24 protein-coding genes are annotated in these 24,425 nt (G+C 58.3%); 13 read left to right on the forward strand and 11 right to left on the reverse strand.

Annotated elements, in window-relative coordinates:
• Positions 1-438, forward strand: a 438-nt coding sequence (locus tag E6W33_RS23205) for an acyl-CoA dehydrogenase family protein (RefSeq protein ID WP_282183711.1), incomplete at its 5' end; no start/stop codon positions are given.
• 89 nt (positions 439-527) lie between these two features.
• The gene (locus E6W33_RS23210) at positions 528-800 is read left to right on the forward strand and encodes a SemiSWEET transporter (RefSeq protein WP_136419756.1); all 273 of its coding nucleotides are present in this window, start codon (positions 528-530) and stop codon (positions 798-800) included.
• Between the two features lie 21 nt (positions 801-821).
• Here the strand turns inward: E6W33_RS23210 and E6W33_RS23215 are convergent, their stop codons facing one another.
• The 10 genes from E6W33_RS23215 to E6W33_RS23260 form a co-directional block, all read right to left on the reverse strand.
• The gene (locus E6W33_RS23215; RefSeq protein WP_136419757.1) at positions 822-1,880 is read right to left on the reverse strand and encodes an SGNH/GDSL hydrolase family protein; all 1,059 of its coding nucleotides are present in this window, start codon (positions 1,878-1,880) and stop codon (positions 822-824) included.
• 213 nt (positions 1,881-2,093) lie between these two features.
• Positions 2,094-3,131, reverse strand: a complete 1,038-nt coding sequence (locus tag E6W33_RS23220; RefSeq protein WP_136419758.1) for an L-threonylcarbamoyladenylate synthase — start codon at positions 3,129-3,131, stop codon at positions 2,094-2,096.
• Positions 3,132-3,150: 19 nt separating this feature from the next.
• On the reverse strand, positions 3,151-4,344 hold the full coding sequence (locus E6W33_RS23225) for a 5-(carboxyamino)imidazole ribonucleotide synthase (protein WP_136419759.1): 1,194 nt from the start codon (positions 4,342-4,344) through the stop codon (positions 3,151-3,153).
• Positions 4,341-4,853, reverse strand: coding sequence for a 5-(carboxyamino)imidazole ribonucleotide mutase (gene purE / locus E6W33_RS23230; protein ID WP_136419760.1), 513 nt, complete (start codon positions 4,851-4,853; stop codon positions 4,341-4,343). Before purE ends, E6W33_RS23225 begins: the two co-directional genes overlap by 4 nt.
• 1 nt (position 4,854) lies before the next feature.
• Entirely contained in the window at positions 4,855-5,751 is an 897-nt protein-coding gene (locus tag E6W33_RS23235) for a phosphoribosylaminoimidazolesuccinocarboxamide synthase (protein ID WP_136419761.1), read from the reverse strand.
• 196 nt (positions 5,752-5,947) lie between these two features.
• Positions 5,948-7,012, reverse strand: coding sequence for a class II fructose-bisphosphate aldolase (gene fba, locus E6W33_RS23240; RefSeq protein ID WP_136419762.1), 1,065 nt, complete (start codon positions 7,010-7,012; stop codon positions 5,948-5,950).
• 23 nt (positions 7,013-7,035) lie between these two features.
• The gene (gene pyk, locus E6W33_RS23245) at positions 7,036-8,469 is read right to left on the reverse strand and encodes a pyruvate kinase (protein ID WP_136419763.1); all 1,434 of its coding nucleotides are present in this window, start codon (positions 8,467-8,469) and stop codon (positions 7,036-7,038) included.
• Positions 8,470-8,512: 43 nt separating this feature from the next.
• Positions 8,513-9,703, reverse strand: a complete 1,191-nt coding sequence (locus E6W33_RS23250; protein WP_136419764.1) for a phosphoglycerate kinase — start codon at positions 9,701-9,703, stop codon at positions 8,513-8,515.
• A 78-nt stretch (positions 9,704-9,781) separates the two neighbouring features.
• A complete protein-coding gene (locus E6W33_RS23255; protein WP_136419765.1) occupies positions 9,782-10,105 on the reverse strand; it encodes an AzlD domain-containing protein in 324 nt (107 codons plus the stop codon).
• Positions 10,102-10,830: an AzlC family ABC transporter permease gene (locus E6W33_RS23260; RefSeq protein WP_247869753.1), complete on the reverse strand. Its 729-nt coding sequence runs from the start codon at positions 10,828-10,830 to the stop codon at positions 10,102-10,104. The genes E6W33_RS23255 and E6W33_RS23260 overlap by 4 nt, the downstream gene beginning before the upstream one ends.
• A 338-nt stretch (positions 10,831-11,168) precedes the next feature.
• Between E6W33_RS23260 and E6W33_RS23265 the strand changes: the two genes are divergently transcribed.
• The 5 genes from E6W33_RS23265 to E6W33_RS23285 all read left to right on the forward strand — a co-directional run bounded on the left by E6W33_RS23265 (position 11,169) and on the right by E6W33_RS23285 (position 14,703).
• Complete coding sequence (locus E6W33_RS23265) at positions 11,169-12,089, forward strand: branched-chain amino acid transaminase (RefSeq protein ID WP_136419767.1); 921 nt, start codon at positions 11,169-11,171, stop codon at positions 12,087-12,089.
• A gap of 19 nt (positions 12,090-12,108) precedes the next feature.
• The gene (locus tag E6W33_RS23270) at positions 12,109-12,309 is read left to right on the forward strand and encodes a zinc-finger domain-containing protein (protein WP_136419768.1); all 201 of its coding nucleotides are present in this window, start codon (positions 12,109-12,111) and stop codon (positions 12,307-12,309) included.
• Between the two features lie 369 nt (positions 12,310-12,678).
• The gene (locus E6W33_RS23275) at positions 12,679-13,110 is read left to right on the forward strand and encodes a nuclear transport factor 2 family protein (protein WP_136419769.1); all 432 of its coding nucleotides are present in this window, start codon (positions 12,679-12,681) and stop codon (positions 13,108-13,110) included.
• A gap of 39 nt (positions 13,111-13,149) precedes the next feature.
• Complete coding sequence (locus tag E6W33_RS23280; protein WP_136419770.1) at positions 13,150-14,103, forward strand: alpha/beta fold hydrolase; 954 nt, start codon at positions 13,150-13,152, stop codon at positions 14,101-14,103.
• Complete coding sequence (locus E6W33_RS23285) at positions 14,104-14,703, forward strand: DUF2946 family protein (protein WP_136419771.1); 600 nt, start codon at positions 14,104-14,106, stop codon at positions 14,701-14,703.
• A gap of 11 nt (positions 14,704-14,714) precedes the next feature.
• Here the strand turns inward: E6W33_RS23285 and E6W33_RS23290 are convergent, their stop codons facing one another.
• Positions 14,715-16,157, reverse strand: a complete 1,443-nt coding sequence (locus E6W33_RS23290; protein WP_247869764.1) for a M48 family metalloprotease — start codon at positions 16,155-16,157, stop codon at positions 14,715-14,717.
• Between the two features lie 149 nt (positions 16,158-16,306).
• Here E6W33_RS23290 and moaC point away from each other — a divergent pair, with 149 nt between their 5' ends.
• From moaC to E6W33_RS23320, 6 genes are all read left to right on the forward strand, one after another.
• Complete coding sequence (gene moaC / locus E6W33_RS23295; RefSeq protein ID WP_136419772.1) at positions 16,307-16,831, forward strand: cyclic pyranopterin monophosphate synthase MoaC; 525 nt, start codon at positions 16,307-16,309, stop codon at positions 16,829-16,831.
• A 245-nt stretch (positions 16,832-17,076) separates the two neighbouring features.
• Positions 17,077-17,805, forward strand: a complete 729-nt coding sequence (locus tag E6W33_RS23300) for a glycosyltransferase family 25 protein (protein WP_136419773.1) — start codon at positions 17,077-17,079, stop codon at positions 17,803-17,805.
• A 59-nt stretch (positions 17,806-17,864) separates the two neighbouring features.
• Positions 17,865-18,158 (forward strand): hypothetical protein, encoded by a 294-nt coding sequence (locus E6W33_RS23305; RefSeq protein ID WP_136419774.1) that lies wholly within the window; start codon positions 17,865-17,867, stop codon positions 18,156-18,158.
• A gap of 23 nt (positions 18,159-18,181) precedes the next feature.
• On the forward strand, positions 18,182-19,741 hold the full coding sequence (locus E6W33_RS23310) for a tetratricopeptide repeat-containing glycosyltransferase family protein (RefSeq protein WP_136419775.1): 1,560 nt from the start codon (positions 18,182-18,184) through the stop codon (positions 19,739-19,741).
• A 65-nt stretch (positions 19,742-19,806) separates the two neighbouring features.
• Positions 19,807-21,915: a tetratricopeptide repeat protein gene (locus E6W33_RS23315; RefSeq protein WP_136419776.1), complete on the forward strand. Its 2,109-nt coding sequence runs from the start codon at positions 19,807-19,809 to the stop codon at positions 21,913-21,915.
• Between the two features lie 116 nt (positions 21,916-22,031).
• Positions 22,032-24,413, forward strand: a complete 2,382-nt coding sequence (locus E6W33_RS23320) for a tetratricopeptide repeat protein (protein WP_168798733.1) — start codon at positions 22,032-22,034, stop codon at positions 24,411-24,413.
• Positions 24,414-24,425: the final 12 nt, after the last annotated feature.

Below are 24,425 nucleotides of genomic sequence, written 5' to 3' on the forward strand. Positions count from 1 at the left end.
AATTCGGCGCGTTACGGCATTGCCTGGGGTGCGCTGGGTGCGGCGGAAGACTGCTGGTTCCGTGCCCGCCAGTATGTGCTGGACCGCAAGCAGTTCGGCAAGCCCCTGGCGGCAAACCAGTTGATCCAGAAGAAGCTGGCCGACATGCAGACGGAGATCACGCTCGGCCTTCAGGGTTGCTTGCGCTTGGGCCGCATGAAGGATGAAGGCACTGCATCGGTGGAAATCACATCAATGATGAAGCGCAATTCCTGCGGCAAGGCATTGGACGTGGCGCGCATGGCGCGTGACATGTTGGGCGGGAACGGCATTTCGGATGAATTCGGCGTGATCCGCCACATGGTGAACCTCGAAGTGGTCAACACCTACGAAGGTACGCATGACATCCATGCGTTGATCCTCGGACGTGCGCAAACGGGCATCCAGGCATTCCAGTAACCCTGCACTGCCGAAAAAAAACCGCATCCGATGCTGTGCATCAGATGCGGTCAAAGCTCGATACTCCTCACACACATCAACACATTCGCATGACTTTTTCACTGTTCCGGCACTTCGATGAACTCGTCGGCGCGCTTGCGGCGACATTCACCACCATCGCATTTGTCCCTCAAGCCTGGCTTACCTGGAAGACACGCCGTGCTGATGGCGTGTCGCTGGGCATGTACAGCATTTTCACGACCGGCGTTGCGCTGTGGTTACTGTACGGCCTGCTGATCGGTGCGTGGCCGGTGATCATCGCCAATCTGCTCACGCTGGCATTGGCGCTTTTCATCCTGACGATGAAACTCCGCTTCGGATGATGGCGCCAATACCGTGATGGTTTACAGCCAGCCCTTCTTGGCCAGCTCCGCAGTGACCAGGTCGGCCAGCACGCGATAGCCATACGGCGTCGGATGCACGCCGTCAGCGAACTCATAGTTGTCGACAGAACCGGCAATCAGATTATTCCGGGTACAAACGAGCGAGGATCCAAGCGGATTCTTTTGCGGAGAGAGATCGCATGCCGGCGAAGTGGTGTTGGTGAAACCGTATTTCGCCGGATTGGCGCTTTCGTCCCGGCTGGCCGTATAGGCGTCGATCGTCAGCACATCGACACCAGACAACCCGGCCGACAATTGCGCATTGAACGTCGTGACCATGGTGTTGATCAATGCCTGGGTCTGCGCACTTTCCGCCAGGGCGAACGGCGTCTTGCTCACGTCAGGCAAATTGATGACGGCAACGTATTTCGCTCCCTTGGCGACGATCTGATTCTTGATGTAGCCTGCCAGCTGGGTGCCGGCAGTTCCCATTGCGGTCACCGCGGCAGTGGATGCCGCATTCGCGTCGCCACCAGCGGCTACCGTCGCACTGAGAGTGGCCAGCTGGATGAATACATCGTTGCCGCCGGCCAGCACAAAGACGATTTCCGAACCGCCGAAGCTCCCGCCTTTGCGGGTGAGGTGGGTCTGAATTTGCGTCGCGACCGGCACGGTGAGCTGGCCCAGAACGGCGTTGACACCGCCGAGCAATTTGTTGCCAGGACCGACAGGATCGGTCACGCGGGCGCCGCCCTGTGCGTAAGCCGTGCAGTTGGTGGAGTTGGTGACCGGAACCGAAAAGCCTTGCGCGGCGTCGCCGTCCAGCCCGGTTTGCGCGGGGCAGGGCGCACTCAATCCAAATTTCGGCGCCATCAACTCGATCCAGTTCTTGCCGTCCGGACCATTGATGGTGTACTTCCCGCCGCCGAGTTGCGCGACCGTACCGACGGCATAGGTGCCGACGTCGCTCAGACTGTCACCGAATGACACCAGGGAAGTGAATTGCGGCTTGACATCGCCGCCACAGGACGCAAGGAATGCTGCGGCCAGTAGCGCCGCTGCGAATTTGGATTGACGCATTGTATCTCCTCTGATTATTCGTATTTATACGAGGAATGAAAAACGAACGAGCGTTCCATTCTCGGTCGCCTAGTATGGCATTGAAGTTCGCGCCTTGACTAGGCAAGTGCGGCGTAAATATTTAGAGCGCGGACTCTAAGCTTCCCGCATGGAAATAAATGAAATGAGTGAAGACAGCGCCTGCGTGGTCAAGCGATGCGCCAGGAACAGCAACTACCGCGCTTCATCCAGCAAGCGAGCAAGAATGCCGGACGAGTCATGCGCCGCCCTGCGCAAACGGTCGTTGACGCCCTGCCACTGTTCGTCCACGGGAGGCGATTCGACGAGAATAATGTCTGCCCCCGCCTCGTCCATCATGCGCAAGGCGGCATACAAATCATGAGCGTAACCCTCAGGCGTTGCCGGCAAGCCGAACTGGGCAACTGCGAGCGGCATCGGCGGCATTGTCCGGCGCAGCGATGCAACGCGGCGCTTGTTGAGGACCAAGCGATCATGAACATGGTTCCACTGCTCCGGCGCGACCAGCGCAACCGGGGTGTTCGGCGCGTAATGCGATTCCAGCGTTCCGGAAGCTCTTGGCGCAGCGGCATCAGGCATACGCGGTCGCATTCCGATGACGCGGGCGATATCGGCCGTACTGATGTGTCCGGGACGCAGCAGCACCGGACCATGACTTGCCATGCGCGACAAGTCGAGAATGCTTGATTCAATGCCGACTTCGCTCTGCCCGCCATCGAGGATGCAGGCAACGGGGCCATTCGGTACGGTACCGAATTCATCTTGCACGTGCCGTGCAGTCGTCGGGCTGACATGGCCGAACCGGTTTGCTGATGGGGCCGCGACACCGCCCTTCCCGCCTTTGAATTCCCGAAGCAATGCCTGCGCAACCGGATGCGATGGACAGCGCAGCCCGATGGAATCCTGTCCACCCGACACCGCATCGGGGATGTGTGCGGCGCGACGAAGAATCAGGGTCAACGGACCGGGCCAGAAGGCATCGATTAGCTTGTTTGCTTCAGGCGGAATCGCCTCTGCCCAGTAACCGATGTCGGCGCCCGGCGCGAGGTGAACGATCACAGGATGATTGGCAGGCCGGCCCTTGGCCGCATAAATCCTGGCAACTGCGGCGGGATTTTCTGCATCCGCACCCAGGCCATACACCGTCTCGGTTGGAAAGGCGACCAGTTCGCCCTCTTCCAGCTTGCGCGCGGCCAATCGAATGGCATGCATATCCAAAGTCATGTCAGGCATGGCGCGCCATTCTTTTCCATCAGAGCGCGATTCCGAGGATTTCGCAGGCGGCACGCAGGCTTTCCTGCGCCTGCGCAAGTTCGGGCGCGACAAAGGTGACGTGTCCCATCTTGCGTCCGCGCCGAGCATCTTCCTTGCCGTACAAATGCAGGTTGGCGCCGGGCAGCGCGAGCACCTTGTGCCATGCCGGCTCGCGCACTTTGTCGCTATCGCCTTCAAACCACACATCACCCAGGATGTTGAGCATCACCGCCGGCGAATGCTGCCGCACATCGCCCAGAGGCATGCGCGCCATCGCGCGTACCTGTTGCGCGAACTGGCTGGTGATGCAGGCATCAATCGTGTAATGCCCGCTGTTATGCGGACGCGGTGCCATCTCGTTGACCACGAGCGATCCATCCTGCAGCACGAAAAATTCGATGCACAGCACGCCGACGTAACCGAGCTGCGCAATGATCGCCAGCGCGGCTGCCTGTGCCTTGCCCGCCGCCTCCTGGCACACGTTCGGTCCGGGTACCGTCGTCGTGAAAAGAATACCTTCACGGTGCACATTCTCGGCAATCGGATAGACAACCGATTGACCATCCGCGCCGCGTGCGGTCAGTACCGAAATTTCATAGGCAAGCGGCAGCATCTTTTCCAGCACACAGTCGACGCCGTTCAAGGCTGCGAACGCCGCGCGCGCCTCTTCACGCGTTTTGACGCGAATCTGGCCCTTGGCGTCATAACCCATGCGCGCCGTTTTCAGGATGCCGGGGAAAAGCGTCTCGGGGATGATCTCGATGTCATCGGCACTAGTTATCGCCTTGTAGGGTGCCGGCAGCACGCCCGAAGTCGACGCGCATTCGGTGAAGAAGCGTTTTTCTTCGAGTCGGTTCTGAGCAATCGACACGCATGCCGCAGACGGCGCGACAAAAGTTCTTTCCGCGAGAAACGCCATACTCTGTGACGGCACGTTTTCAAATTCAGTCGTCACCGCAACGCATTGCTCCGCCAGTTCCTTGAGCGCCGCCTCATCGGTGTAATCCGCGCACAGCAAATGATCGGCAGCATGGCCCGCCGGGCAGTCGCGTGCCGGCTCCAGCACGGCAACCTTGTAACCCATTTTTTGCGCTGCATGGGCGAACATGCGGCCCAACTGGCCGCCACCCATCACGCCCAGCCAAGTTGGGGGCGTCGCGGAGGGAACGAAAGGAGTTAATTTGTCGCTCATGCCGGTAGTGTCATTGCAAGGGCTGCTTGCGTCTGCTTCGCGCGGAATTCCTGCAGACGCGCCGCCAATTGGTCATCAGTGGTCGCAAGGATCGCGATTGCCGTCAGCGCCGCATTGGCCGCGCCTGCCTCGCCGATCGCGAAGGTCGAAACCGGAATACCCTTGGGCATCTGCACGATCGACAGCAGCGAATCTTCGCCGCGTAAATATTTCGATGGGACCGGCACGCCCAGAACCGGGACGATGGTTTTCGCCGCGATCATTCCCGGAAGGTGGGCGGCGCCGCCGGCGCCAGCGATGATCGCGCGCAGGCCGCGCTGCCGTGCCGTTTCCGCGTAGGCGAACATCTGATCCGGCATGCGATGCGCGGAAATCACCTGCGCTTCATGCTCGACGCCGAATTCCTTCAACATTGCGACCGCATGCTGCATCACATCCCAGTCGGAAGACGAACCCATCACCACACCGACCAGCGGTGCAGCGGCTTGATTGGCAGCTTGCTTCGTCATGTCAGTCCCTCAGGGTTTCGCCAGTCAGGCGCTGCAGCGCCTCGCGGTACTTTGCGCCGGTCTTCTCGATCACATCGGCAGGCAAGGCCGGCGCCGGCGCGGTCTTGTTCCAGTCCGTGAGCGTCTCCAGGTAGTCGCGCACGAATTGCTTGTCAAACGACGGCGGCGACATGCCTGGCGCGTAGGAATCGGCTGGCCAGAATCGCGATGAATCCGCGGTGAGCACTTCATCCATCAGGTGCAGGACGCCGTTCTCGTCCAGCCCGAATTCGAACTTGGTATCGGCAATGATGATGCCGCGCGTGGCCGCGTAATCAGCCGCGGTCTGGTACAGCTTGATGCTGACTTCACGGATCTTCCCAGCAAGTTCCTTGCCGATGCGATTTTCCATGTCAGCGAAGCTGATGTTTTCGTCGTGCTCGCCCATCTCTGCCTTGGCGGCTGGCGTGAAAATCGGGGTGGCGAGCTTGTCGGCCTGACGCAATCCCTTGGGCAAGGCAATGCCGCAAATCGAACCGGTCGTTTGATAGTCTTTCCAGCCCGAGCCGATGATGTAGCCGCGCACAACCGCCTCCACCAGAATCGGCTTCAGGCGCTTGGCGACAACCGCGCGTCCGCGCACCTGCTCCACTTCGCCCGCCTGCACCACGGATTCCGGTGCGATGCCGGTCAGATGGTTGGGGACAATATCGCCCAGCTTCTGGAACCAGAAATTCGACATCTGGTTAAGGACCTTGCCCTTGCCGGGGATCGGTTCGTTCATGACTACGTCAAATGCGGACAGGCGATCCGTGGTGACAATCAGAATCTTGTCGTCACCGACGGCGTAGTTGTCGCGCACCTTGCCGCGGCCGAGCAGCGGGAGAGACTGGATGGTGGACTGGTAAAGGCTGTTCATAAAGGCTTTCCAAAAAAGCTAAACCGGCGGGTGCCTGACACGCCGCCGGTTGTTTCTTTCCAAGGCTAGGAATCCGTTCAAGATCCGTCGCGAGCGGTCCGAGGTCGGATCGAGAAGCGCAACCGTACAGATGGTACGGCGAGCATCGCAGGTCCGGGCTTGGACTGCGCAGCAGGATATTGAGCGGGTTCCAATTTTACTGCACGATCTGGGCTAACTCACCCTTTTTGTACTTTTCGGCCATCTTTTCCAGCGAAATCGGCTTGATTTTGGCAGCCTGGCCTTCGCAGCCGAAAGCGATGAAGCGCGACTTGCAGATCACCTTGGCGGCTTCACGGGCTGGCTTCAGGTATTCACGCGGATCGAACTTGGAGGGGTTCTCGATGAAGAAGCGTCGAATCGCACCGGTCATCGCCAGGCGGATGTCGGTATCGATGTTGATCTTGCGCACGCCATGCTTGATGCCTTCCTGGATTTCCTCGACCGGCACGCCATAGGTTTCTTTCATGTCGCCGCCGAACTGGCGGATCTCGGCCAGCAATTCCTGGGGTACGGAAGAGGAGCCGTGCATCACCAGGTGCGTGTTCGGAATGCGCGCATGGATTTCCTTGATGCGCTGGATGGCGAGGATGTCGCCGGTCGGCTTGCGCGAGAATTTGTAGGCACCGTGGGACGTACCGATCGCGATGGCAAGTGCGTCGCATTGCGTCAGCTTGACGAAGTCGGCAGCCTGGTTGACGTCGGTCAGCAGCTGTTCGCGGGTCATCGTGCCTTCCGCACCGTGGCCGTCTTCCTTGTCGCCCTTCATGGTTTCCAGCGAACCCAGCACGCCCAGTTCCGCCTCGACCGTCACACCGATCGCATGCGAGAACTCGACCACCTTGCGCGACACTTCGACGTTGTATTCATAGCTGGCCACCGATTTGCCATCTTCCATCAGCGAGCCGTCCATCATCACGGAAGTGAATCCGGACTTGATCGCGGCCATGCAGACTGCCGGCGACTGTCCGTGGTCCTGGTGCATCACGACCGGAATATGCGGGTAGGCTTCGACAGCTGCTTCGATCAGGTGGCGCAGGAAGGCTTCGCCGGCATACTTGCGGGCGCCTGCGGAGGCTTGCATGATCACCGGCGCGCCAACTTCATCGGCAGCCTGCATGATCGCGGTGACCTGCTCCAGGTTGTTGACGTTGAATGCGGGCAGACCGTAACCGTTTTCAGCAGCGTGGTCGAGCAGTTGACGCATGGATACGAGAGGCATGTTGTTTCTCCAGACAATAAAATTTAGTATTCGCCGATCTTCATGATCTTGAGGGCATTCGTGCCACCGACCTGGCCCATGGGTTCGCCCCAGGTGACCACAATCATGTCGCCTTTCTGCACCACGCCTTTGGCGAGAAGCAAATCCTGCGCGGCTTTCAAGACGGCTTCGCGATCGGTGGAATGCGCCAGTTCAAAAGGCGTCACATTGCGGTACAAGGCGGCCTTGCGCTGCGTGGCCAAAATCGGCGTGATGGCGAAAATCGGGATGTCGATGTTGTGACGGCTCATCCACAGCGCGGTCGAACCGGATTCGGTCAGCGCGACAATCGCCTTGACACGCAAATGGTAGGCCGTGAACAGCGCACCATAGGCGATCGACTGGTCGATGCGAGTGAAGGTGGCATTCAGGAAGTCGGCGTCGAGTTTCACCACATCGGATTTTTCTGCCTCGAGGCAGATCGCGGCCATCGCCTCCACGGTTTCAACGGGATACTTGCCGGAAGCCGTCTCAGCCGAGGTCATGACCGCATCGGTGCCGTCGAGCACGGCGTTGGCAACGTCCGACACTTCGGCGCGCGTCGGCACTGCATTGACGATCATCGATTCCATCATCTGCGTCGCGGTGATGGTCAGCTTGTTCGATGCGCGCGCCATCTTGATCATGCGCTTCTGCAGTGCCGGTACGGCTGCGTTGCCGACTTCCACTGCCAGATCGCCGCGCGCCACCATGATGCCGTCGGACGCATCAAGGATATCCTGCAACAGCGGGATCGCTTCCGCGCGTTCGATCTTGGCGATCATCTGCGGCTTGTGCCTGGTGGCTTCGCCGGCAATGTTCGCGAGCTGCCGCGCCATGATCATGTCGGTCGCATTCTTCGGGAAGGACACGGCAACGTAATCCGCCTGGAAGCTCATCGCGGTCTTGATGTCTTCCATGTCCTTGGCAGTCAGGGCCGGCGCCGACAAACCGCCGCCGAGGCGATTGATGCCCTTGTTGTTCGACAGTTCGCCGCCGATCCGCACCGTGGTATGGATCGCGCTGCCGACGATCTTGTCGACCACCAGCACGATCAGGCCATCGTTGAGCAGCAGCACATCGGCCGGTCTCAGATCACGGGGAAGCTCCTTGTAGTCGAGGCCGACCTGCGCCTGGTTGCCCAGCTCGCAATCGGCGTCGAGGATGAACTTGCTGCCGTTTTCAAGGAAGATCTTGCCTTGTTCGAACTTACCGATTCGGATTTTCGGACCCTGCAGGTCGGCCATGATCGCCACTTCGCGGCCGCACGCGGCGGCGGCCTGTCGGACCAGGCTGGCGCGTTCAATATGGTCCTGCGCCTTGCCGTGCGAAAAATTCAGGCGCACGATGTTCACCCCGGCCTTGATCATCCGCACGAGGATCTCGGGATCGCTCGATGCAGGGCCAACGGTGGCGACGATTTTGGTAGCTCTGATCATTTGACAGCCCTTGATGGGCGGCGCTCAGCCGCTCCCGACGGTTTTACTTCGCGCGCTGCTGCAGAATATCGACAGCAGGCAGTGTCTTGCCTTCCAGGAATTCGAGGAAGGCGCCGCCACCGGTCGAGATGTACCCGATCTTGTCGGCGATGTTGTACTTCGCAATCGCAGCCAGCGTATCGCCGCCACCCGCAATCGAGAATGCCTTGGAATCGGCAATCGCCATTGCCAGCTTCTTCGTTCCTTCGCCGAACTGGTCGAACTCGAATACGCCCACCGGTCCGTTCCAGACGACCGTGCCGGCCTGCGCGATCTGCTGCGCCAGTTGTTCGGCGGTCTTGGGGCCGATGTCGAGGATCATGTCGTCGTCGACCACATCCTTCACATCCTTGACGGTCGCGGCCGCGGTCGGCGAAAACTCCTTGGCGCAGACGACATCGACCGGAATGGGTACCGAAGCACCGCGCTTGGCCATCATATCGATGATCGCTTTCGCTTCGCTGACAAGGTCCGCTTCCGCCAGAGATTTGCCGATCTTCAGGCCGGACGCCAGCATGAAGGTGTTGGCGATGCCGCCGCCGACGATCAGGTTGTCGACCTTGTCGGCGAGGGTTTTCAGGATCGTGAGCTTGGTCGACACTTTGGAGCCGGCGACGATGGCGGCCAGCGGACGTTTCGGCTGGCCGAGCGCCTTGCCCAGGGCATCGAGTTCCGCCGCAAGCAACGGACCGGCGCAGGCGATGGGAGCGAACTTGGCGATGCCATGCGTGGTTGCTTCCGCGCGATGGGCCGTGCCGAACGCGTCGTTGACATAGACGTCGCACAGCTTCGCCATTTTCTGCGCCAGCTCGTCGCTGTTCTTTTTCTCGCCCTTGTTGACGCGGCAGTTCTCCAGCAGGACGACCTGGCCGGGTGCGACATCCACACCATCAACCCAGTTCTGCTTCAGTTCGACCGGCATGCCGAGCAATTCGGAGAGGCGCTTGGCGATCGGCGCGAGCGAATCTTCCGGCTTGCACTCGCCTTCAGTCGGGCGGCCCAGATGGGACGTCACCATCACGGCAGCGCCGGCTTGCACGGCCTGCTGGATGGCTGGCACCGAAGCGCGGATGCGCGTGTCTTCGGTGATATTGCCCGCGTCATCCTGCGGTACGTTGAGATCGGCGCGGATGAAAACGCGTTTGCCCTGGAGTTGGTTGCGTGCGATGAGGTCGCTCAATCGGTTGAATTGCATGGCTGCCAGACAAGTATTGAAAGAATGGAAAAATCGCTATTTTACCGCACCCGACAAGCCCGAAAAACGATTTTCCGCTTACAAAATGATGCGGAGCAAGGTGTACAAACCCATCCCTGCAACGATGGTCCCAAGCAAATGCCGCGTCGTCAGAAAAAACAGCGCCGCGCCAAGCCCCGCCATCAACTTCGGATTGGCCCAGGTCAACTGCAAGGTATTGTTGGCAAGCACCAGGTCCGGGGCGACAATCGCGGCCAGCGCGGCTGCAGGGGCATAGCGCAGCGCATGCTGTACCTTCGGCGGCAACTTCACTGCGTGTCCCAGGAAGAAGAACGAGCTTCTCGTCAGAATGGTAGCGACAGTCAGCAAGCCGATCGTCAGCCAGATATCGCTCTCGCTCATGCATTCTCCTTTTTCTTGTCCAGAGCGGTGTCGACAATCATCGCCGCAACCATGCCAAGAATGACCGCGACCAGCAAACCGAGCCGATAGGGCATGGACGCGGCCACCACAGCGGTAATACCTGCCACGACGACACCGACCAGCGCCGCGGAGTTGATGGTCAGCGGGATGGTGACTGCCAGCAAGGCAAGCGTGCCAGCAAATTCGATGCCCCAGCTTTGCGGAATCTGGCTCGCCATCAGGATTCCGAACACCGAGCCGGCCTGCCACGCGCACCAGTTCGGATAACCGATGCCATTGAAGTAGCCCACCTTTCCTTCAGTCTGATGTACCGTGTCCGCGGAAAAGCGGACCGGGAACAAGGCCATCGTGATGTCGGCATTGAAATAGCCGTGCCAGACACGCTTGTACCAGGGCAGGTGGGCAAAATGCGGCGCGATCGCTGCTGCAAAAATGACAAAACGCAGGTTCACCACAAGGGCAGTCAGGAACACCACCCAGACAGGCGCACTGGCAGCCATCAGCGGCAAGGCCGCCAGTTGCGCCGAACCCGCGAAGACCAGGAAAGTCATCCCGAGCGCCTGCCAGATGGTCAGGCCGGTTTTGACCATCGCCATGCCGGTCACCATACCCCAGGCGAAGATGCCGGCCATGGTCGGCGCGCATGCCTTGAAGCCTTCGCGAAACGCGCGCTTCTCCATATCAATGGAGGCCGGCTGTGTCATTACTGCTTCTGAATTGCTCATGGTTTGAGAAACAAATCGCCTGCAGAAAGCGCGCGCTGGATTGCAAGGGACGCCTTCATGCTTGAAGATTTGATAATGGTAGTGGTTGCAGACCGAAACGACATGAAGCGAATTGCCATAGTCAGACACGGATGGCCTGCAAAAATGTGAAGGCCACATTCTACCCATGAATTTTTCAGGCTGCCGGAACCGCCCGTGAATCTGACGCGACCTTCGCGTCGCGCGGGAAGACATTCGAATTCACTTGAGCCCCCTCTCTCCTGCGGAAATATCCGGAGTAAAATCGAGGCTTTGCGACAATTTTTGGAGAACACGACATGTCCATGGCCGACCGCGACGGAAAAATCTGGAAAGACGGCGAACTGATCGAATGGCGCGACGCCAAGGTGCACGTGCTGACGCATACCCTGCACTACGGCATGGGTGTATTCGAAGGCGTGCGGGCCTACAAGACGTCGCAGGGCACGGCGATCTTCCGTCTCAAGGAGCACACGCAACGCCTGTTCAACTCGGCCAAGATTTTCCAGATGAAGATCCCGTTCGACATGGAAACCATCGTCGAAGCACAACGCCAGGTCGTGCGCGAAAACAAGTTGGAGTCCTGCTACCTGCGTCCTCTGGTCTGGATCGGTTCGGAGAAGCTCGGCGTGTCCGCCAAGGGCAACACGATTCACGTTGCGATCGCCGCATGGCCGTGGGGCGCCTACCTGGGTGAAGACGGCATCACCAAAGGCATTCGCGTGAAGACGTCGTCGTTCTCGCGTCACCATGTCAATGTCTCGCTGGTGCGCGCAAAGGCTTGCGGTTACTACATCAACTCCATTCTCGCCAATCAGGAAGCGCTGGCCGACGGCTATGACGAAGCATTGCTGCTCGATACCGAAGGTTATGTATCGGAAGGTTCCGGCGAAAACGTTTTCGTCGTCAAGAATGGCAAGATCTATACGCCCGACCTCGCATCCTGCCTCGATGGCATCACGCGCGATTCGGTGCTGACCATGGCGCGCGACCTCGGAATTGAAGTGATCGAAAAACGCATCACGCGCGATGAAGTGTACTGCTGCGATGAAGCCTTCTTTACCGGCACCGCAGCAGAGATCACGCCGATCCGCGAACTCGACAATCGCCAGATCGGCGAAGGCAAGCGCGGCCCGATTACGGAAAAGCTGCAGTCGCTGTTCTTCGATGTGGTCGCCGGCAAGGCGCCGCAATACCAGCACTGGCTCACATTGGTTTAACCCCCTTCTGGAAAATGCCATGAACCAAGCAAAACAAAACATGAGCTACGTCGAACTGGATGGCCACGACCTGCCGGCCTATTGCCCCAACCCGGCAATGCCGATCTGGTCGTCGCATCCGCGCGTGTTCATCGCTCTCGACAATCATCATGAAGGCAAGTGCCCGTACTGCGGTACGGTGTATCGCCTCAAGCCCGGCGCGGTCGTCAAAGGCCATTGACCGGGAATCTCCCGCAGTCTTGTTTCTCTGAAGCCAGGCTGCGGGCGACACCTTCGACGTCAACTTACAGTTCAGCAAAACGCGCTCAGAACAAGGGATCTTCCCGAGTCGCTCTGTTTTCTGCCGCCCACTTCTGGCCCCACCCGCAGTCGATATTTCCCCAAGCTTTCCTGATTTTCCACAGGCCATCCTTTTCGACTGCATCGGTCGCCCCGACCCTACGGGTTTATCGTTCGGAAAGCCGAACAGCGAATGATCTTGAACATCCTTTGTTCAGGTGGTCCGCACCGTCCGCCGGCGACGTTCATGGAATAGGCCTTAAAATAATCTTGTTAGCGCATTAAGTCTGCGCATTTCCCGATACCTGCCATGCCAAAAATAAACAAGTTGCTCGAAACCGCGGAAGAAACCGAATCTCTCTTCTATGACGCCATCAGTCGCGCGGACATCGAGGCCGTCATGTCCCTATGGGCAGACGATGACGAGATCGTCTGCATCCATCCAGGTTCGCCGCGACTGGTCGGACATGCGTCGATTCGTTCATCGTGGGAATCCATTTTCGAACAAGGCGGCGTCCATATCCGCCCGGTGCAATTGCATGTGACACAGAACATGATGACTTCAGTGCACAACATCATCGAAGAAGTGCATCGGACCGCGACGCGCCAGCAGGACATCCATATCCTCGCGACCAACGTCTATATGAAAACGCCGCAGGGCTGGCGTATCGTGGCGCATCACGCCTCCGTGGTACCTGGAGAGGCGCCGGCGGACGCGAAGGTGTCAGCGCTGCTGCATTGAGCTGGATCGCACCATGAGCCCATGCGTGAAGATTGTCGAATGAAATACTCTGCACCCTCCTGGCTGCCCAGCGGGCATCTGCAAACCATCTATCCGGCAACCTGCATTGCGAAGCCGGAAGTGGCATATCGCCGCGAACGCTGGCAGACACCGGACAGCGATTTCATCGATATCGATTTTGTCGATGGCCAGCAAGGCCGGCCTTTCATCGTGATGTTCCACGGTCTGGAGGGCTCGTCCGACAGCCATTACGCGCGTGCACTGATGGCGCATGTCACCTCCTTGGGATGGTCGGGGGCAGTACCGCATTTTCGCGGCTGCTCGGGCGAACTGAATCACGCGCCGCGCTTCTATCATTCCGGCGACGCACAGGAAGTGGATTGGATTATTCGACGCCTCTCGGATCGGTACAAGACGCGCGTCAGCAAATTCTATGCAACCGGCGTTTCGCTCGGCGGCAATGCGCTGTTGCGTTGGCTGGGGGAGTCCCAGCACCATGCAGAAATCGTCGATGCTGCCTGCGCGATTTCCGCACCGCTTGACCTGGCCGGCGGCGGTGCCGCGCTGTCACGCGGCCTGAACATGATCTACACCCGGATTTTCCTTCAGACCCTGAAACCCAAATGCCTGCAAAAACTCAAGCAGTTTCCATCGCTGTTCGACCGCGAAACCATGCTGCGCGCCCGGACTCTGTATGAATTCGACAATATCGTTACTGCGCCATTGCACGGCTATCGGGACACCGACGATTACTGGAACCGCGCCAGCGCCAAGCATGTGCTGTCGGACATCACGGTTCCGACACTGGTGTTGAACGCGCAGAATGATCCGTTCCTGCCGCCGCAGCACCTGCCGAGCGCCGCATCGCCCTGTGTCACTCTGGATTATCCCGCGCACGGCGGACATGTCGGCTTCGCCGTCGGAGGTCCTCCCGGTCGCATCGACTGGCTGCCGCAGCGCATGCTGCATTTTCTCGAATGCAAGGGAAATTAAATGGATGACATCGTCAAACAGGCAATGGCAAAGTGGCCGAATGTGCCGCACTGTTATGGCTGGCTGGCGCTCGATGCGCGCGGCAACTGGCGCATGCGCGACGAGCGCGCACAAGCACTGAAACTGCCCGGCGACAAGATCACCAATCCGGCGCTGGTCGGTTTCATCAATCGCAATTACACGCACGAGCAAGGTCGCTGGTATTTTCAGAACGGACCGCAACGGGTGTACGTCACGCTTGAAATCGCGCCCTTTATAGCCCATAGCGATCCGGTGGAAGGATTCGTCCTGCACACGCGCGAACCATTGACGCAGGTGGATGCGGCCTGGATGACCGAGACCGGTCAATTGCTCTTGCAAAGCGGGAGAAAAATCGCCGCCGTTGACGACCGCGATATGGCGCATTGCCTGCAGCACCTGCATGTCGGAGACATGCAGGTGGGGGACGAGCAGCTGCTGGCGTGGCTGGAACAACCGCAGCCCTCAGACATCCTGACCTTGACCTTCAAGGGCCAGCGGATACCGGTAAAACGGATTGCCTCGGACGCAATCGCAAAACAATTCGGATTCGTTCTCGAACCGCAGCCAGCGGCAGCCTGAGGGCGGGATGCTTACCGCTCCTGCTGCCCTTCTTTCATTTCTTCCATCCAACGCGCCTTGAACTCGCGTTCGCGCGCATCGATCACAGCCTGATCGTAAAAAGAGGCGTCCGACGAACGCCGCGCAATGCCGAGCTGATCGATCGCGGCAGGCATGCTGCCGGAGAGCGCGTACGATTCCGCGAGGGCGATATGCTGCAAGGCCTGCTTGCCTTGCGCCGCATACGCCTTTGCCAGTTGCTCCTGCACCTTGGGTTCCTGCCGGTACAACTGGGCCTGGTCGCGCAGATAGCCTATCGCGTCGTCGAGATGGTCCGCAGCAATCAAGGCATCCGCATACTGCTGCGCAATCCCGCGCGACAATGGGTATTTCGTCCGCGCTGCTTCAGCCTCCTTGAGTGCCTCGGCGGATTTGTTCGCGGCAAGCTTGATCTCGATCGACAAGCCGGTCAGTATCGGGCTCTGCGTCCCGCTCGGCGACATGGCGGCGTACACATCCTTGAGCAGTTCCTGCGCCTTGGACGGCGCGCCCTGGCGAAGCGCGACCAGCGCCTGGCCATATTTCGCTGCAATGATTTGCATGCGCGCCTTTTGCTGCAATTGCTTCTCGAATGCCACCTCGGCATCCAGCAATCCCTGCGGCGATGGATCCTGCAACACCCGCACGCGCGAGCGGATCAGGTAGAAATCAATGCTGTCGGCGTGTTGCCGGTAAGGCTGATCGCGAATGCGCGCCTGGATATCGGCGATACGCTCGGTCGTCAGCGGGTGCGAGCGCAGATAGGCCGGCGCTGCATCCGTGTATGAGCGCGTCGCATTCTGCATGCGACCGAAGAATGCAATCATGCCGGAGGTATCGAACTGCGCCTCGCGCAAGATCTGCAAACCGATCCGGTCGGCTTCGCGCTCGGCGTCGCGGCTGAAATTGAGCTGGCGCTGCAAGGCCATGCCCTGTCCGCCCATGAGCAAGGCAGCCGAGGCATCCGGATTGGAGCGCGCCGCCAGCGCAGCCAGCACCGCCGAAGCCAATGGAATCAAGGCATCCTGACGCTGCTTGCCCAGCATGCGCGCGATATGGCGCTGCGCAACGTGACCGATTTCATGCGCGATAACCGAGGCCAGTTCGGACTCGTTCTGCGCAGCCAGAATGAGTGCCGAATGCACACCGATGAATCCTCCCGGCAGCGCGAAGGCATTCAGCATCGGATCGCGCACAGCAAAGAAGAAGAAATCATAACCGGCCTCACCGCGCGCCTCGGGTCGCGCCGCGACAAGGCCCGAGCCGAAGTTGTTGAGGTATTCCAACAGCGGCGCATCGTCCAGATAATCGCGATCGCGACGAATGTCGCGCATGATCTGTTCGCCAAGCTTGCGCTCCATCAGCGGAGACAATTCGCCGCGCTCGGTGTCGCCGAGGCTGGGAAGGCTTTGCGCAAGCACCGACCGTGGCACCATTATTGGCGGCACTGCACAAGCGATCGAGAGAGTGGCTGCGCTGACGAAGCGCATCACTGTATTCCCCGTAAAGAAGGTAGATTTAGGTTTCACGGTGCTATGATAACCCGACCTGCCAACCACTGAAAAATCATCGCACATTGTTACCAATGACTAGCAAAAAGAATAACCCCCCTTCCGCCACAAGCCATGAAGGGTTGACACATTTCGACGCAACGGGGCAGGCCCACATGGTGGACGTGGGGGAAAAGGACGCCACCCATCGGGTTGCCGTCGCCAGCGGCACCATTCGCATGAAGCCGGAAACATTGGCAATCATCCAGTCCGGCGCCGCGAAAAAGGGCGATGTTCTGGGGATCGCCCGGATCGCGGCCATCATGGGGGCCAAGCGCACGAGTGACTTGATTCCACTCTGCCACCCGCTTGCGATTACTCGCGTAACAGTTGACTTCCATGTCGACGCTCCGTCGTTGAGCGTGACGTGTACTGCACAAGTAGAAACCCATGGCCAAACGGGCGTGGAAATGGAGGCACTCACTGCCGTGCAAGTCGGTCTGCTCACTATTTACGACATGTGCAAAGCGGTGGACCGCGGCATGATCATGAGTGATATCACCTTGTTGGAAAAGCATGGCGGCAAGTCGGGCAGCTGGGCAAAATCCGGGAGCCGCTGACCTTTCCGTCCACACCGAACACGATATTCATTGACTGGGCGATTTTACGATTGCTAGAATTTTCCGGATGCAACCCTGATCAAGGGCATTATTGCCATCTGATACACTGCCGCGGACATATCAACCGGACGGCAGGCGGCTTTAGGCAAAAATCGCACGACCGATAATAAAAAGATACGGCATCGCGATGTCGGCCCGCGCGATTCGACAATCGGACATCCTGAAAACATATCCTGAACCTTGCCATGAAATGCTTTGTCATCAGCCTCAACCGCACGCCAGAACGTCTGAAGCGCTTTTATGCATTGAATGGCAATCGCGACCGAATTGAAGCGTTCGAGGCCGTTGATGGTCGCACCATGGACCGCTCTTCCCTTGTGCGTGAGGGCGTGATTGAAGAAGGACTGCCTTATTACTCCGATGGCGCTATCGGTTGTGCCCTTTCGCATAAACGCCTGTGGGAAATGGCAATCGAACTTGACCAACCCATAACGGTTCTCGAAGACGACGCAATCCTGAATCATCGTTTTCTAGAAAAAACCGAAGAAATTTGTACACGCACCGAGAATTGGGACTATATCCAATGGGGATGGAACTTTGATTCGTTTCTGACCTTCATGCTTCCAGGGGATCTTTCCCCGTGCGTTGCGCATTTCAGTCAAGATGACATGCGTTCGAATGCGCGGCGTTTCCAGGACCAGACCATGGAACATCCCTTGTACCGCATTCTGGCTGCCTTTGGCACACCCGCATATAGCATCAGCCCGACGGGCGCGCGAAAGCTGCTGGAGTGGTGTTTCCCGTTGTGCGAGCTCAACGTCTACTTCTGGGGCTTGAACCGACACCTGCCGAATAATGGTATCGATATCGTCATGAACGATTTCTATCGGCAGCCGCATGCAAACGCATTCGTTTCATTTCCGCCCTTGGCAATCACGCCGAATGAGCACGCCGGCTCGACGGTTTCAGGCTAGCGTGATCAAGGCTTTCGCTTATTGGACAATCAATTTTATGAGTCATTCGAGGAGCAAGCATGTTCAGTTGGTTTGATGCAAAAGACGCGGAAAAATTCGGCACCTCCTTGGCCGACTTTTTTATTGAAAGAATTCCGTCGGAAAGCCTTCAAAAGAAATCCGTATCCTTGGCCAAGCAAAAGGATGTCTTGAACAAACTGGTGTACAAGGTGCAACTGTATGGTACCGAACACAAGCTCAATATCTACAAAAAGGCAAAATTGGGGAACGCATTCAAGTGGAAAATGCGCGAGGCGCACTATGACCCGGCATTCATCGATGAAGTCACGAAAATGCTGATGGTAAAAATGTAAGTTTGGCGATCGCGTACGAAACCATGTTTAACTGGCTCAAGGATTTGCTTGCGCATCGCGTGAATGCCAAGGAAACCGATGAGCTTTTCATTCCGACTCGGAATACCTCATCGACTCGGTCAGGAGCTACTGACGATTACTTTCGCCAGGCCTTAACGCTGCAAGATCTTGGCCAACATGAAGACGCGCTCGCATGTTTTGACCGGACTTTGCAGATCCAGCCAACTCACGTCGACGCACTCAACAAGCGCGGCATCACACTGCGAATGCTCAAGCGGTACGATGAGGCGATCGGCTCCATCGATGCAGCATTGACTCTGGAACCCGACCATGTCCCGGCGCTCAACAACCGCGGCAACGCACTGCAAGATCTGAAACAATTCGAAGGCGCGGTAATCTGGTACGATCGCGCGCTTCATCTCAGGCCGGACTATGCCGACGCGTGGTACAACCGCGGACTCGCATTGGCTGAACTCGACCGCTTCGAAGACGCAATAAGGAGTTTCGACAGCGCGCTTCAATTCAAATCGGACCATGTTGACGCGCTCACCAACCGAGGCTTGGCACTGCGAAGCCTTAATCGCCTGAGAGAAGCACTCGCCTGCTTCGAACAGGCGCTGCAAATGAAACCCGACCACCCCGAAGCCCATTTCAATGAAGGTTCATGTCGCCTGCTGATGGGCGACCTTGAACTGGGATGGCAAAAATATCATTGGCGTTGGAAATGCAAGCAGTTCAACAGCATCAATGCCACACTGACCTGTCGTCCGTGGCTTGGCGACGAGCCCATACGCGGAAAAACCTTGTTTGTGCATGCGGAGCAAGGTCTTGGAGATACGATCCACTTTTGCCGCTATATCAAGCTTCTTGCAGAAAGAGGTGCAACGGTATTACTTGCCGCGCAAGCTCCTCTGACCTCTCTGCTGGCCGATCTGGATGGTGTGCACATGATCTATGCCATGGGTGAATCCTTGCCGGAATTCGACCTTTACTGTCCATTGCTGAGTCTGCCACTGATTTTCAACACGCGCCTGAACTCCATCCCTGCCAATGTCCCCTACCTCCACAGTGACCCTGATCGCACTGCACTCTGGCGCAGGCGTCTGGGTCACGGCACCCTGCCGCGCGTTGGTATCGCCTGGGCCGGCAGCCTCATACACGAGAATGACCGGAACCGCTCAATCGCCCTGTCCGTATTCAGCAGAATCGTTTCCCGTCACGCACAGTTTGCAAGCCTCCAGAAAGAGGTCAGGGAATCCGACAAGGCGGAACTCGGTCGCCGCGGCGACATCCTCTTCTTTGGTGATTTTCTCGACGATTTCGCCGATACAGCCGCGCTCGTGGAGTCGATGGATCTCGTGATTACCGTGGACACTTCGGTGGCGCATTTGGCGGGAGCACTTGGGAAGCCCGTCTGGATATTGTTACCATTCATCCCGGATTGGCGGTGGATGCTCGATCGGAGCGACAGCCCATGGTACCCAAGCGCGCGTCTGTTCCGTCAGCCGCGAATGGGTGATTGGGATAGCGTCATTGCCGCGGTTGCAAATGAGCTTGGCCGATTCGCTAAAGATGCAGCATAGGTTCCGCTGCTGGACGTTGAAATACTCGTGCATTTTCCCTGCATCAGGGATCATCGACTGAATAAATGCTCAATTGGATTAAAAACTTCTTTGCAAGCTCAGAGACGGCAGACACCGGCAATGTTGGCACCAATGCACAGGCCGGGCTACAGGCGGATCGCGTGACCATGGCCGCCATCGCCGTTGAAGTCGGCGCAGTTCGTGGTTCGGATGGGATTGATCTCGATGACGCTGTGCGATCCTGCCGAGAGGCGATTGAACTCAATCCCCGGGATGCGAAATTGCTGCGGTCTCTCGGCCTGATATTGATGCAGCATGGTCATCAGGATGAGGCAGAAGCCTATTTGCAGCGCGCCCTGTCCCTCGACCCGACGCTGGCTGACGCACATCACGCGCTGGGCTTGATCCTCCAGAGGCGAGGCCAGCCGGATGACAGCATCCGCCACCTTGAGATGGCGGTGGAAAAGGACCCGGGTCATGCGGTCGCTCACCGCGACCTTGCCTTTTCCTTCATTCAGCGCGGACTGTTCGACAACGCCCGGCGCACTCTGCTAACAGGAATGGCGCGCCGACCCGATATTGCCGACCTGCCCTGCTTCTTGGGGAATGTCTATAACCAGGAAGGCAAGCATGGCGAGGCGCTTGCCTTTTATCGACAGGCGCTGTCGATCGATCCGAACCACCTGGACGCACACTTTAACAGTGGCGTTGCACTTCGCTCACTGGATCGGCATGAAGATGCGCTGCTCAGCTTTGACCGCATCCTTCAAATAAAGTCGGGTCACGTCGACGCCATCAACAATCGCGGTATAACGCTCAAAGACCTCAAGCGACCAGAAGAAGCACTTGCCTGCTTCGATCACGTCTTGCAGCTCAAAGCCGACCATGTCGACGCGATCATCAATCGCGGCAATACCCTGCAAGACATGAAGCGATACGACGACGCGCTGACCTGCTATGAGCAAGCACTTCAGCTTAAACCCGACTATGCCGATGGATGGTACAACTGCGGTGTCGCATTACTTGCGCTAAAACGTCCCGATGAAGCACTGGCCAACTTTGATCGGGCAATCCATTTCAGACCAAACTATGCACAGGCCTACCACAACCGGGGTTTCGCGCTTCAGGAACTTAAGAGGTATGACGACACCCTGGCCAGTTTTGCAGCAGCGCTTCGACTGAATCCCGGTCATCCTGATACCCGCTTCAATGAGGGGCTGTGCCGCCTGCTGATCGGCGATTTCGCACTGGGTTGGCAACAATGCGAATCGCGATGGCAGAGCACGCAACTCAAGGCTGCACACCGGAAATTTTCTCAGCCGCTCTGGCTCGGCGAGGAGCCGGTGAACGGCAGGACAGTGCTGCTGCACTCGGAACAGGGACTGGGCGATACCCTTCAGTTCTGCCGCTACGCCAGCCTTCTGGCCGCGCAGGGCGCGACCGTGCTGCTCGAAGTCCAGCCAGCCCTGACCTCCCTGCTGGGAGAACTCGACGGCGTGCACATGATCTACGCCAAGGGCGAAACCCTGCCGGCGTTCGACTATCACTGCCCGCTGCTGAGCCTTCCCCTGGCATTCAAGACCCGCCTCGACACCATCCCCGCCAGCGTGCCCTACCTGCATTGCGACCCCGATCGACTCGCCATGTGGCGTACCCGGCTCGGTCATGGCCCGGGGCCCCGCATCGGCCTCGTTTGGTCCGGTAACCCGACCCACCAGAACGACCACAATCGCTCGATCCCACTCGCCGATTTCAGCAGGATCGTCTCGTGCCAGGCCCAATTCGTCTGCCTGCACAAGGAAGTGCGCGACAGCGACCGAGCATTTCTGGATCAACGCGACGACGTCCTCTTTGTCGGTGACGACATCGACGATTTCGCCGACACGGCTGCGCTGATAGAATTGATGGACCTTGTCATTACGGTGGATACTTCGGTTGCCCATCTGGCCGGGGGAATGGGCAAGCCGGTATGGATTCTCTTGCCGTACAACCCGGACTGGCGCTGGCTGTTGGACCGTTCTGACAGTCCATGGTATCCGACTGCCCGGTTGTTTCGACAGCCGCGTCCGGGAGATTGGGACAGCGTACTGGCTGCGCTTGCCGATGAAATTTCACAATCCATTCTGCGCGCGACGATCAATGCGCAGGCGGGATTTTCGCAACATGCGCACTGACGGCGATGTCATACATTTTTTACTAACTCATGCTCACTTGGTTCAAGAATTTCCTTACTTCGTCGCGAGCGTCAGATAGAAACGCGCCGTCACAGCCAGTGTTCGCCGAAGAGAGCATGAAGTGCAAACAGCAAGGTGACACCTTCCTCGACCAGGGTCTTCTGGACGACGCGGCAAGGTGCTACCGACGGGCAATTGAACTCGACCCTCGCAACGCAGCGGTGCACCGCACGCTCGGTCTGATCTTGCACGGCCAAGGCCAAGGCCAACTCGAAGAAGCAGAATCCTGCCTGAAACACGCGCTGACTCGCGATCCGAATATGGCCGACGCACACCACGCGTTGGGCCTTATCTTGCAGATGCGCGGGAATTTCGCGGAAAGCATTTCCCACTACAGGATGGCGCTGAACGCGGATCCGAACTTCGCTGCGGCGTATCGCGACTTCGGTTATGCATATGTTCAGAACGGTCAAATGGACAATGCCAAACAAATTCTTCAAACCGGCATGGCTCGCCTTCCCTCATTCGTCGACCTTCCTTACTTTCTCGGAAATGTGCACGCTCATTCAGGGGACTACGAGCAGGCTCTTGTGCATTACCGGAACGCGCTTGCTATCGAGCCAGGTCATGTCGATGTGCACTACAACTGCGGAATAGCATTGCAAGGGCTGGGGCGACATGAAGATTCGCTTGCCTGCTTCGAACGCACGCTCCAACTCAAAGCGGATCATTGTGATGCGTTCAACAAGCGTGGCGTGGCACTACGCGCACTCAAGCGATTCGACGAGTCCCTGGCGTCCTTCGACCAAGCCTTGCAGGTCAAGCCCGATTTTGTCGAAGCACTCAGCAATCGCGGCAGCACCCTGCATGAGCTTGGGCGATTTGAAGAAGCGCTTGCCTGTTATGACCGTGCGCTTGAATTCAGGCCCGATCACGCCGGCGCGCGATACAACCGAGGACTAGCATTGCATGCCCTCGATCGCTTTGAAGACGCACTTATCGAGTATGGTCGGGCGATACAGCTCAAACATGACAATATCGATGCGCTGAACAATCGCGGAGCGATTTTACTCAAGCTGCGGCGTTACGACGAAGCTCTGACGAGTTTCGACAACGCGCTTCAGGTCCGTCCTGACGATATCGATGCCCTCAATAACCGCGTTGTGGCATTGCAGGATCTCAAGCGGTACACCGATGCATTGGCGGGCTGCGAGCGGCTTTTGCGGGATGATCCGGACAATGTCATCACACTCAATAATCGCGCTGTTGTGCTGCATAAGCTCAGTCGCTACGAAGAAGCAATTTTGTGCTGCGATCGGATATTGGAGTTGGATCCGAATCATATTGGTGCGTTTCTTATAAGAGGCAATGCGTTCCGCGGCGTGAACAAGTTTGAAGAAGCGTTAGTTAGCTATGATCGCGTGCTTGAGCTTGATCCGGCCCAGCACGACGCGCTAAACAATCGCGGCAACGCACTCACCGCGCTCAAACGCACGGACGAAGCACTGGAGAGTTACCGGAGAGCGCAAGAGTCCAAGTCCCCGTCAGAGTTTCCCGATGGTTATTACAACGAAGCGCTGACTCGCCTGCTGATCGGAGACTTTGCCCTCGGTTGGCCGAAGTATGAGTTTCGGTGGCAAATCAATCAATTCGATATCACCTCCCATCAATTTTCTCAGCCGCTCTGGCTCGGCGAGGAGCCGGTGGACGGCAAGACAGTGCTGCTGCACTCGGAACAGGGACTGGGCGATACCCTTCAGTTCTGCCGCTACGCCAGCCTTCTGGCCGCGCAGGGCGCGACCGTGCTGCTCGAAGTCCAGCCAGCCCTGACCTCCCTGCTGGGAGAACTCGACGGCGTGCACATGATCTACGCCAAGGGCGAAACCCTGCCGGCGTTCGACTATCACTGCCCGCTGCTGAGCCTTCCCCTGGCATTCAAGACCCGCCTCGACACCATCCCCGCCAGCGTGCCCTACCTGCATTGCGACCCCGATCGACTCGCCATGTGGCGTACCCGGCTCGGTCATGGCCCGGGGCCCCGCATCGGCCTCGTTTGGTCCGGTAACCCGACCCACCAGAACGACCACAATCGCTCGATCCCACTCGCCGATTTCAGCAGGATCGTCTCGTGCCAGGCCCAATTCGTCTGCCTGCACAAGGAAGTGCGCGACAGCGACCGGGCATTCCTGGATCAACGCGACGACGTCCTCTTTGTCGGTGACGACATCGACGATTTCGCCGATACGGCTGCGCTGATAGAATTGATGGACCTTGTCATTACGGTGGACACTTCGGTTGCCCATCTGGCCGGGGGAATGGGCAAACCGGTATGGATTCTCTTGCCGTACAACCCGGACTGGCGCTGGCTGCTGGACCGTGCCGACAGTCCATGGTATCCGACTGCCCGGCTGTTTCGGCAGCCATGTCCGGGAGATTGGGATAGCGTGCTGGCTGCGCTTGCCGATGAAATTTCACAATCCATTCTGCGCGCGGCCTAGGCACATTCGAGG

The sequence above is a fragment of the Herbaspirillum sp. ST 5-3 genome (assembly GCF_004804275.1).
GTDB lineage: Bacteria > Pseudomonadota > Gammaproteobacteria > Burkholderiales > Burkholderiaceae_D > Noviherbaspirillum.

Coding starts and splice junctions, on each gene's coding strand:
- E6W33_RS23210 (WP_136419756.1), top strand. CDS start 528: ATGACTTTTTCACTGTTCCGGCACTTCGATGAACTCGTCGGCGCGCTT.
- E6W33_RS23215 (WP_136419757.1), bottom strand. CDS start 1,880: ATGCGTCAATCCAAATTCGCAGCGGCGCTACTGGCCGCAGCATTCCTT.
- E6W33_RS23220 (WP_136419758.1), bottom strand. CDS start 3,131: ATGCCTGACATGACTTTGGATATGCATGCCATTCGATTGGCCGCGCGC.
- E6W33_RS23225 (WP_136419759.1), bottom strand. CDS start 4,344: ATGAGCGACAAATTAACTCCTTTCGTTCCCTCCGCGACGCCCCCAACT.
- purE (WP_136419760.1), bottom strand. CDS start 4,853: ATGACGAAGCAAGCTGCCAATCAAGCCGCTGCACCGCTGGTCGGTGTG.
- E6W33_RS23235 (WP_136419761.1), bottom strand. CDS start 5,751: ATGAACAGCCTTTACCAGTCCACCATCCAGTCTCTCCCGCTGCTCGGC.
- fba (WP_136419762.1), bottom strand. CDS start 7,012: ATGCCTCTCGTATCCATGCGTCAACTGCTCGACCACGCTGCTGAAAAC.
- pyk (WP_136419763.1), bottom strand. CDS start 8,469: ATGATCAGAGCTACCAAAATCGTCGCCACCGTTGGCCCTGCATCGAGC.
- E6W33_RS23250 (WP_136419764.1), bottom strand. CDS start 9,703: ATGCAATTCAACCGATTGAGCGACCTCATCGCACGCAACCAACTCCAG.
- E6W33_RS23255 (WP_136419765.1), bottom strand. CDS start 10,105: ATGAGCGAGAGCGATATCTGGCTGACGATCGGCTTGCTGACTGTCGCT.
- E6W33_RS23260 (WP_247869753.1), bottom strand. CDS start 10,830: ATGACACAGCCGGCCTCCATTGATATGGAGAAGCGCGCGTTTCGCGAA.
- E6W33_RS23265 (WP_136419767.1), top strand. CDS start 11,169: ATGTCCATGGCCGACCGCGACGGAAAAATCTGGAAAGACGGCGAACTG.
- E6W33_RS23270 (WP_136419768.1), top strand. CDS start 12,109: ATGAACCAAGCAAAACAAAACATGAGCTACGTCGAACTGGATGGCCAC.
- E6W33_RS23275 (WP_136419769.1), top strand. CDS start 12,679: ATGCCAAAAATAAACAAGTTGCTCGAAACCGCGGAAGAAACCGAATCT.
- E6W33_RS23280 (WP_136419770.1), top strand. CDS start 13,150: ATGAAATACTCTGCACCCTCCTGGCTGCCCAGCGGGCATCTGCAAACC.
- E6W33_RS23285 (WP_136419771.1), top strand. CDS start 14,104: ATGGATGACATCGTCAAACAGGCAATGGCAAAGTGGCCGAATGTGCCG.
- E6W33_RS23290 (WP_247869764.1), bottom strand. CDS start 16,157: ATGGTGCCACGGTCGGTGCTTGCGCAAAGCCTTCCCAGCCTCGGCGAC.
- moaC (WP_136419772.1), top strand. CDS start 16,307: ATGACTAGCAAAAAGAATAACCCCCCTTCCGCCACAAGCCATGAAGGG.
- E6W33_RS23300 (WP_136419773.1), top strand. CDS start 17,077: ATGAAATGCTTTGTCATCAGCCTCAACCGCACGCCAGAACGTCTGAAG.
- E6W33_RS23305 (WP_136419774.1), top strand. CDS start 17,865: ATGTTCAGTTGGTTTGATGCAAAAGACGCGGAAAAATTCGGCACCTCC.
- E6W33_RS23310 (WP_136419775.1), top strand. CDS start 18,182: ATGTTTAACTGGCTCAAGGATTTGCTTGCGCATCGCGTGAATGCCAAG.
- E6W33_RS23315 (WP_136419776.1), top strand. CDS start 19,807: ATGCTCAATTGGATTAAAAACTTCTTTGCAAGCTCAGAGACGGCAGAC.
- E6W33_RS23320 (WP_168798733.1), top strand. CDS start 22,032: ATGAAGTGCAAACAGCAAGGTGACACCTTCCTCGACCAGGGTCTTCTG.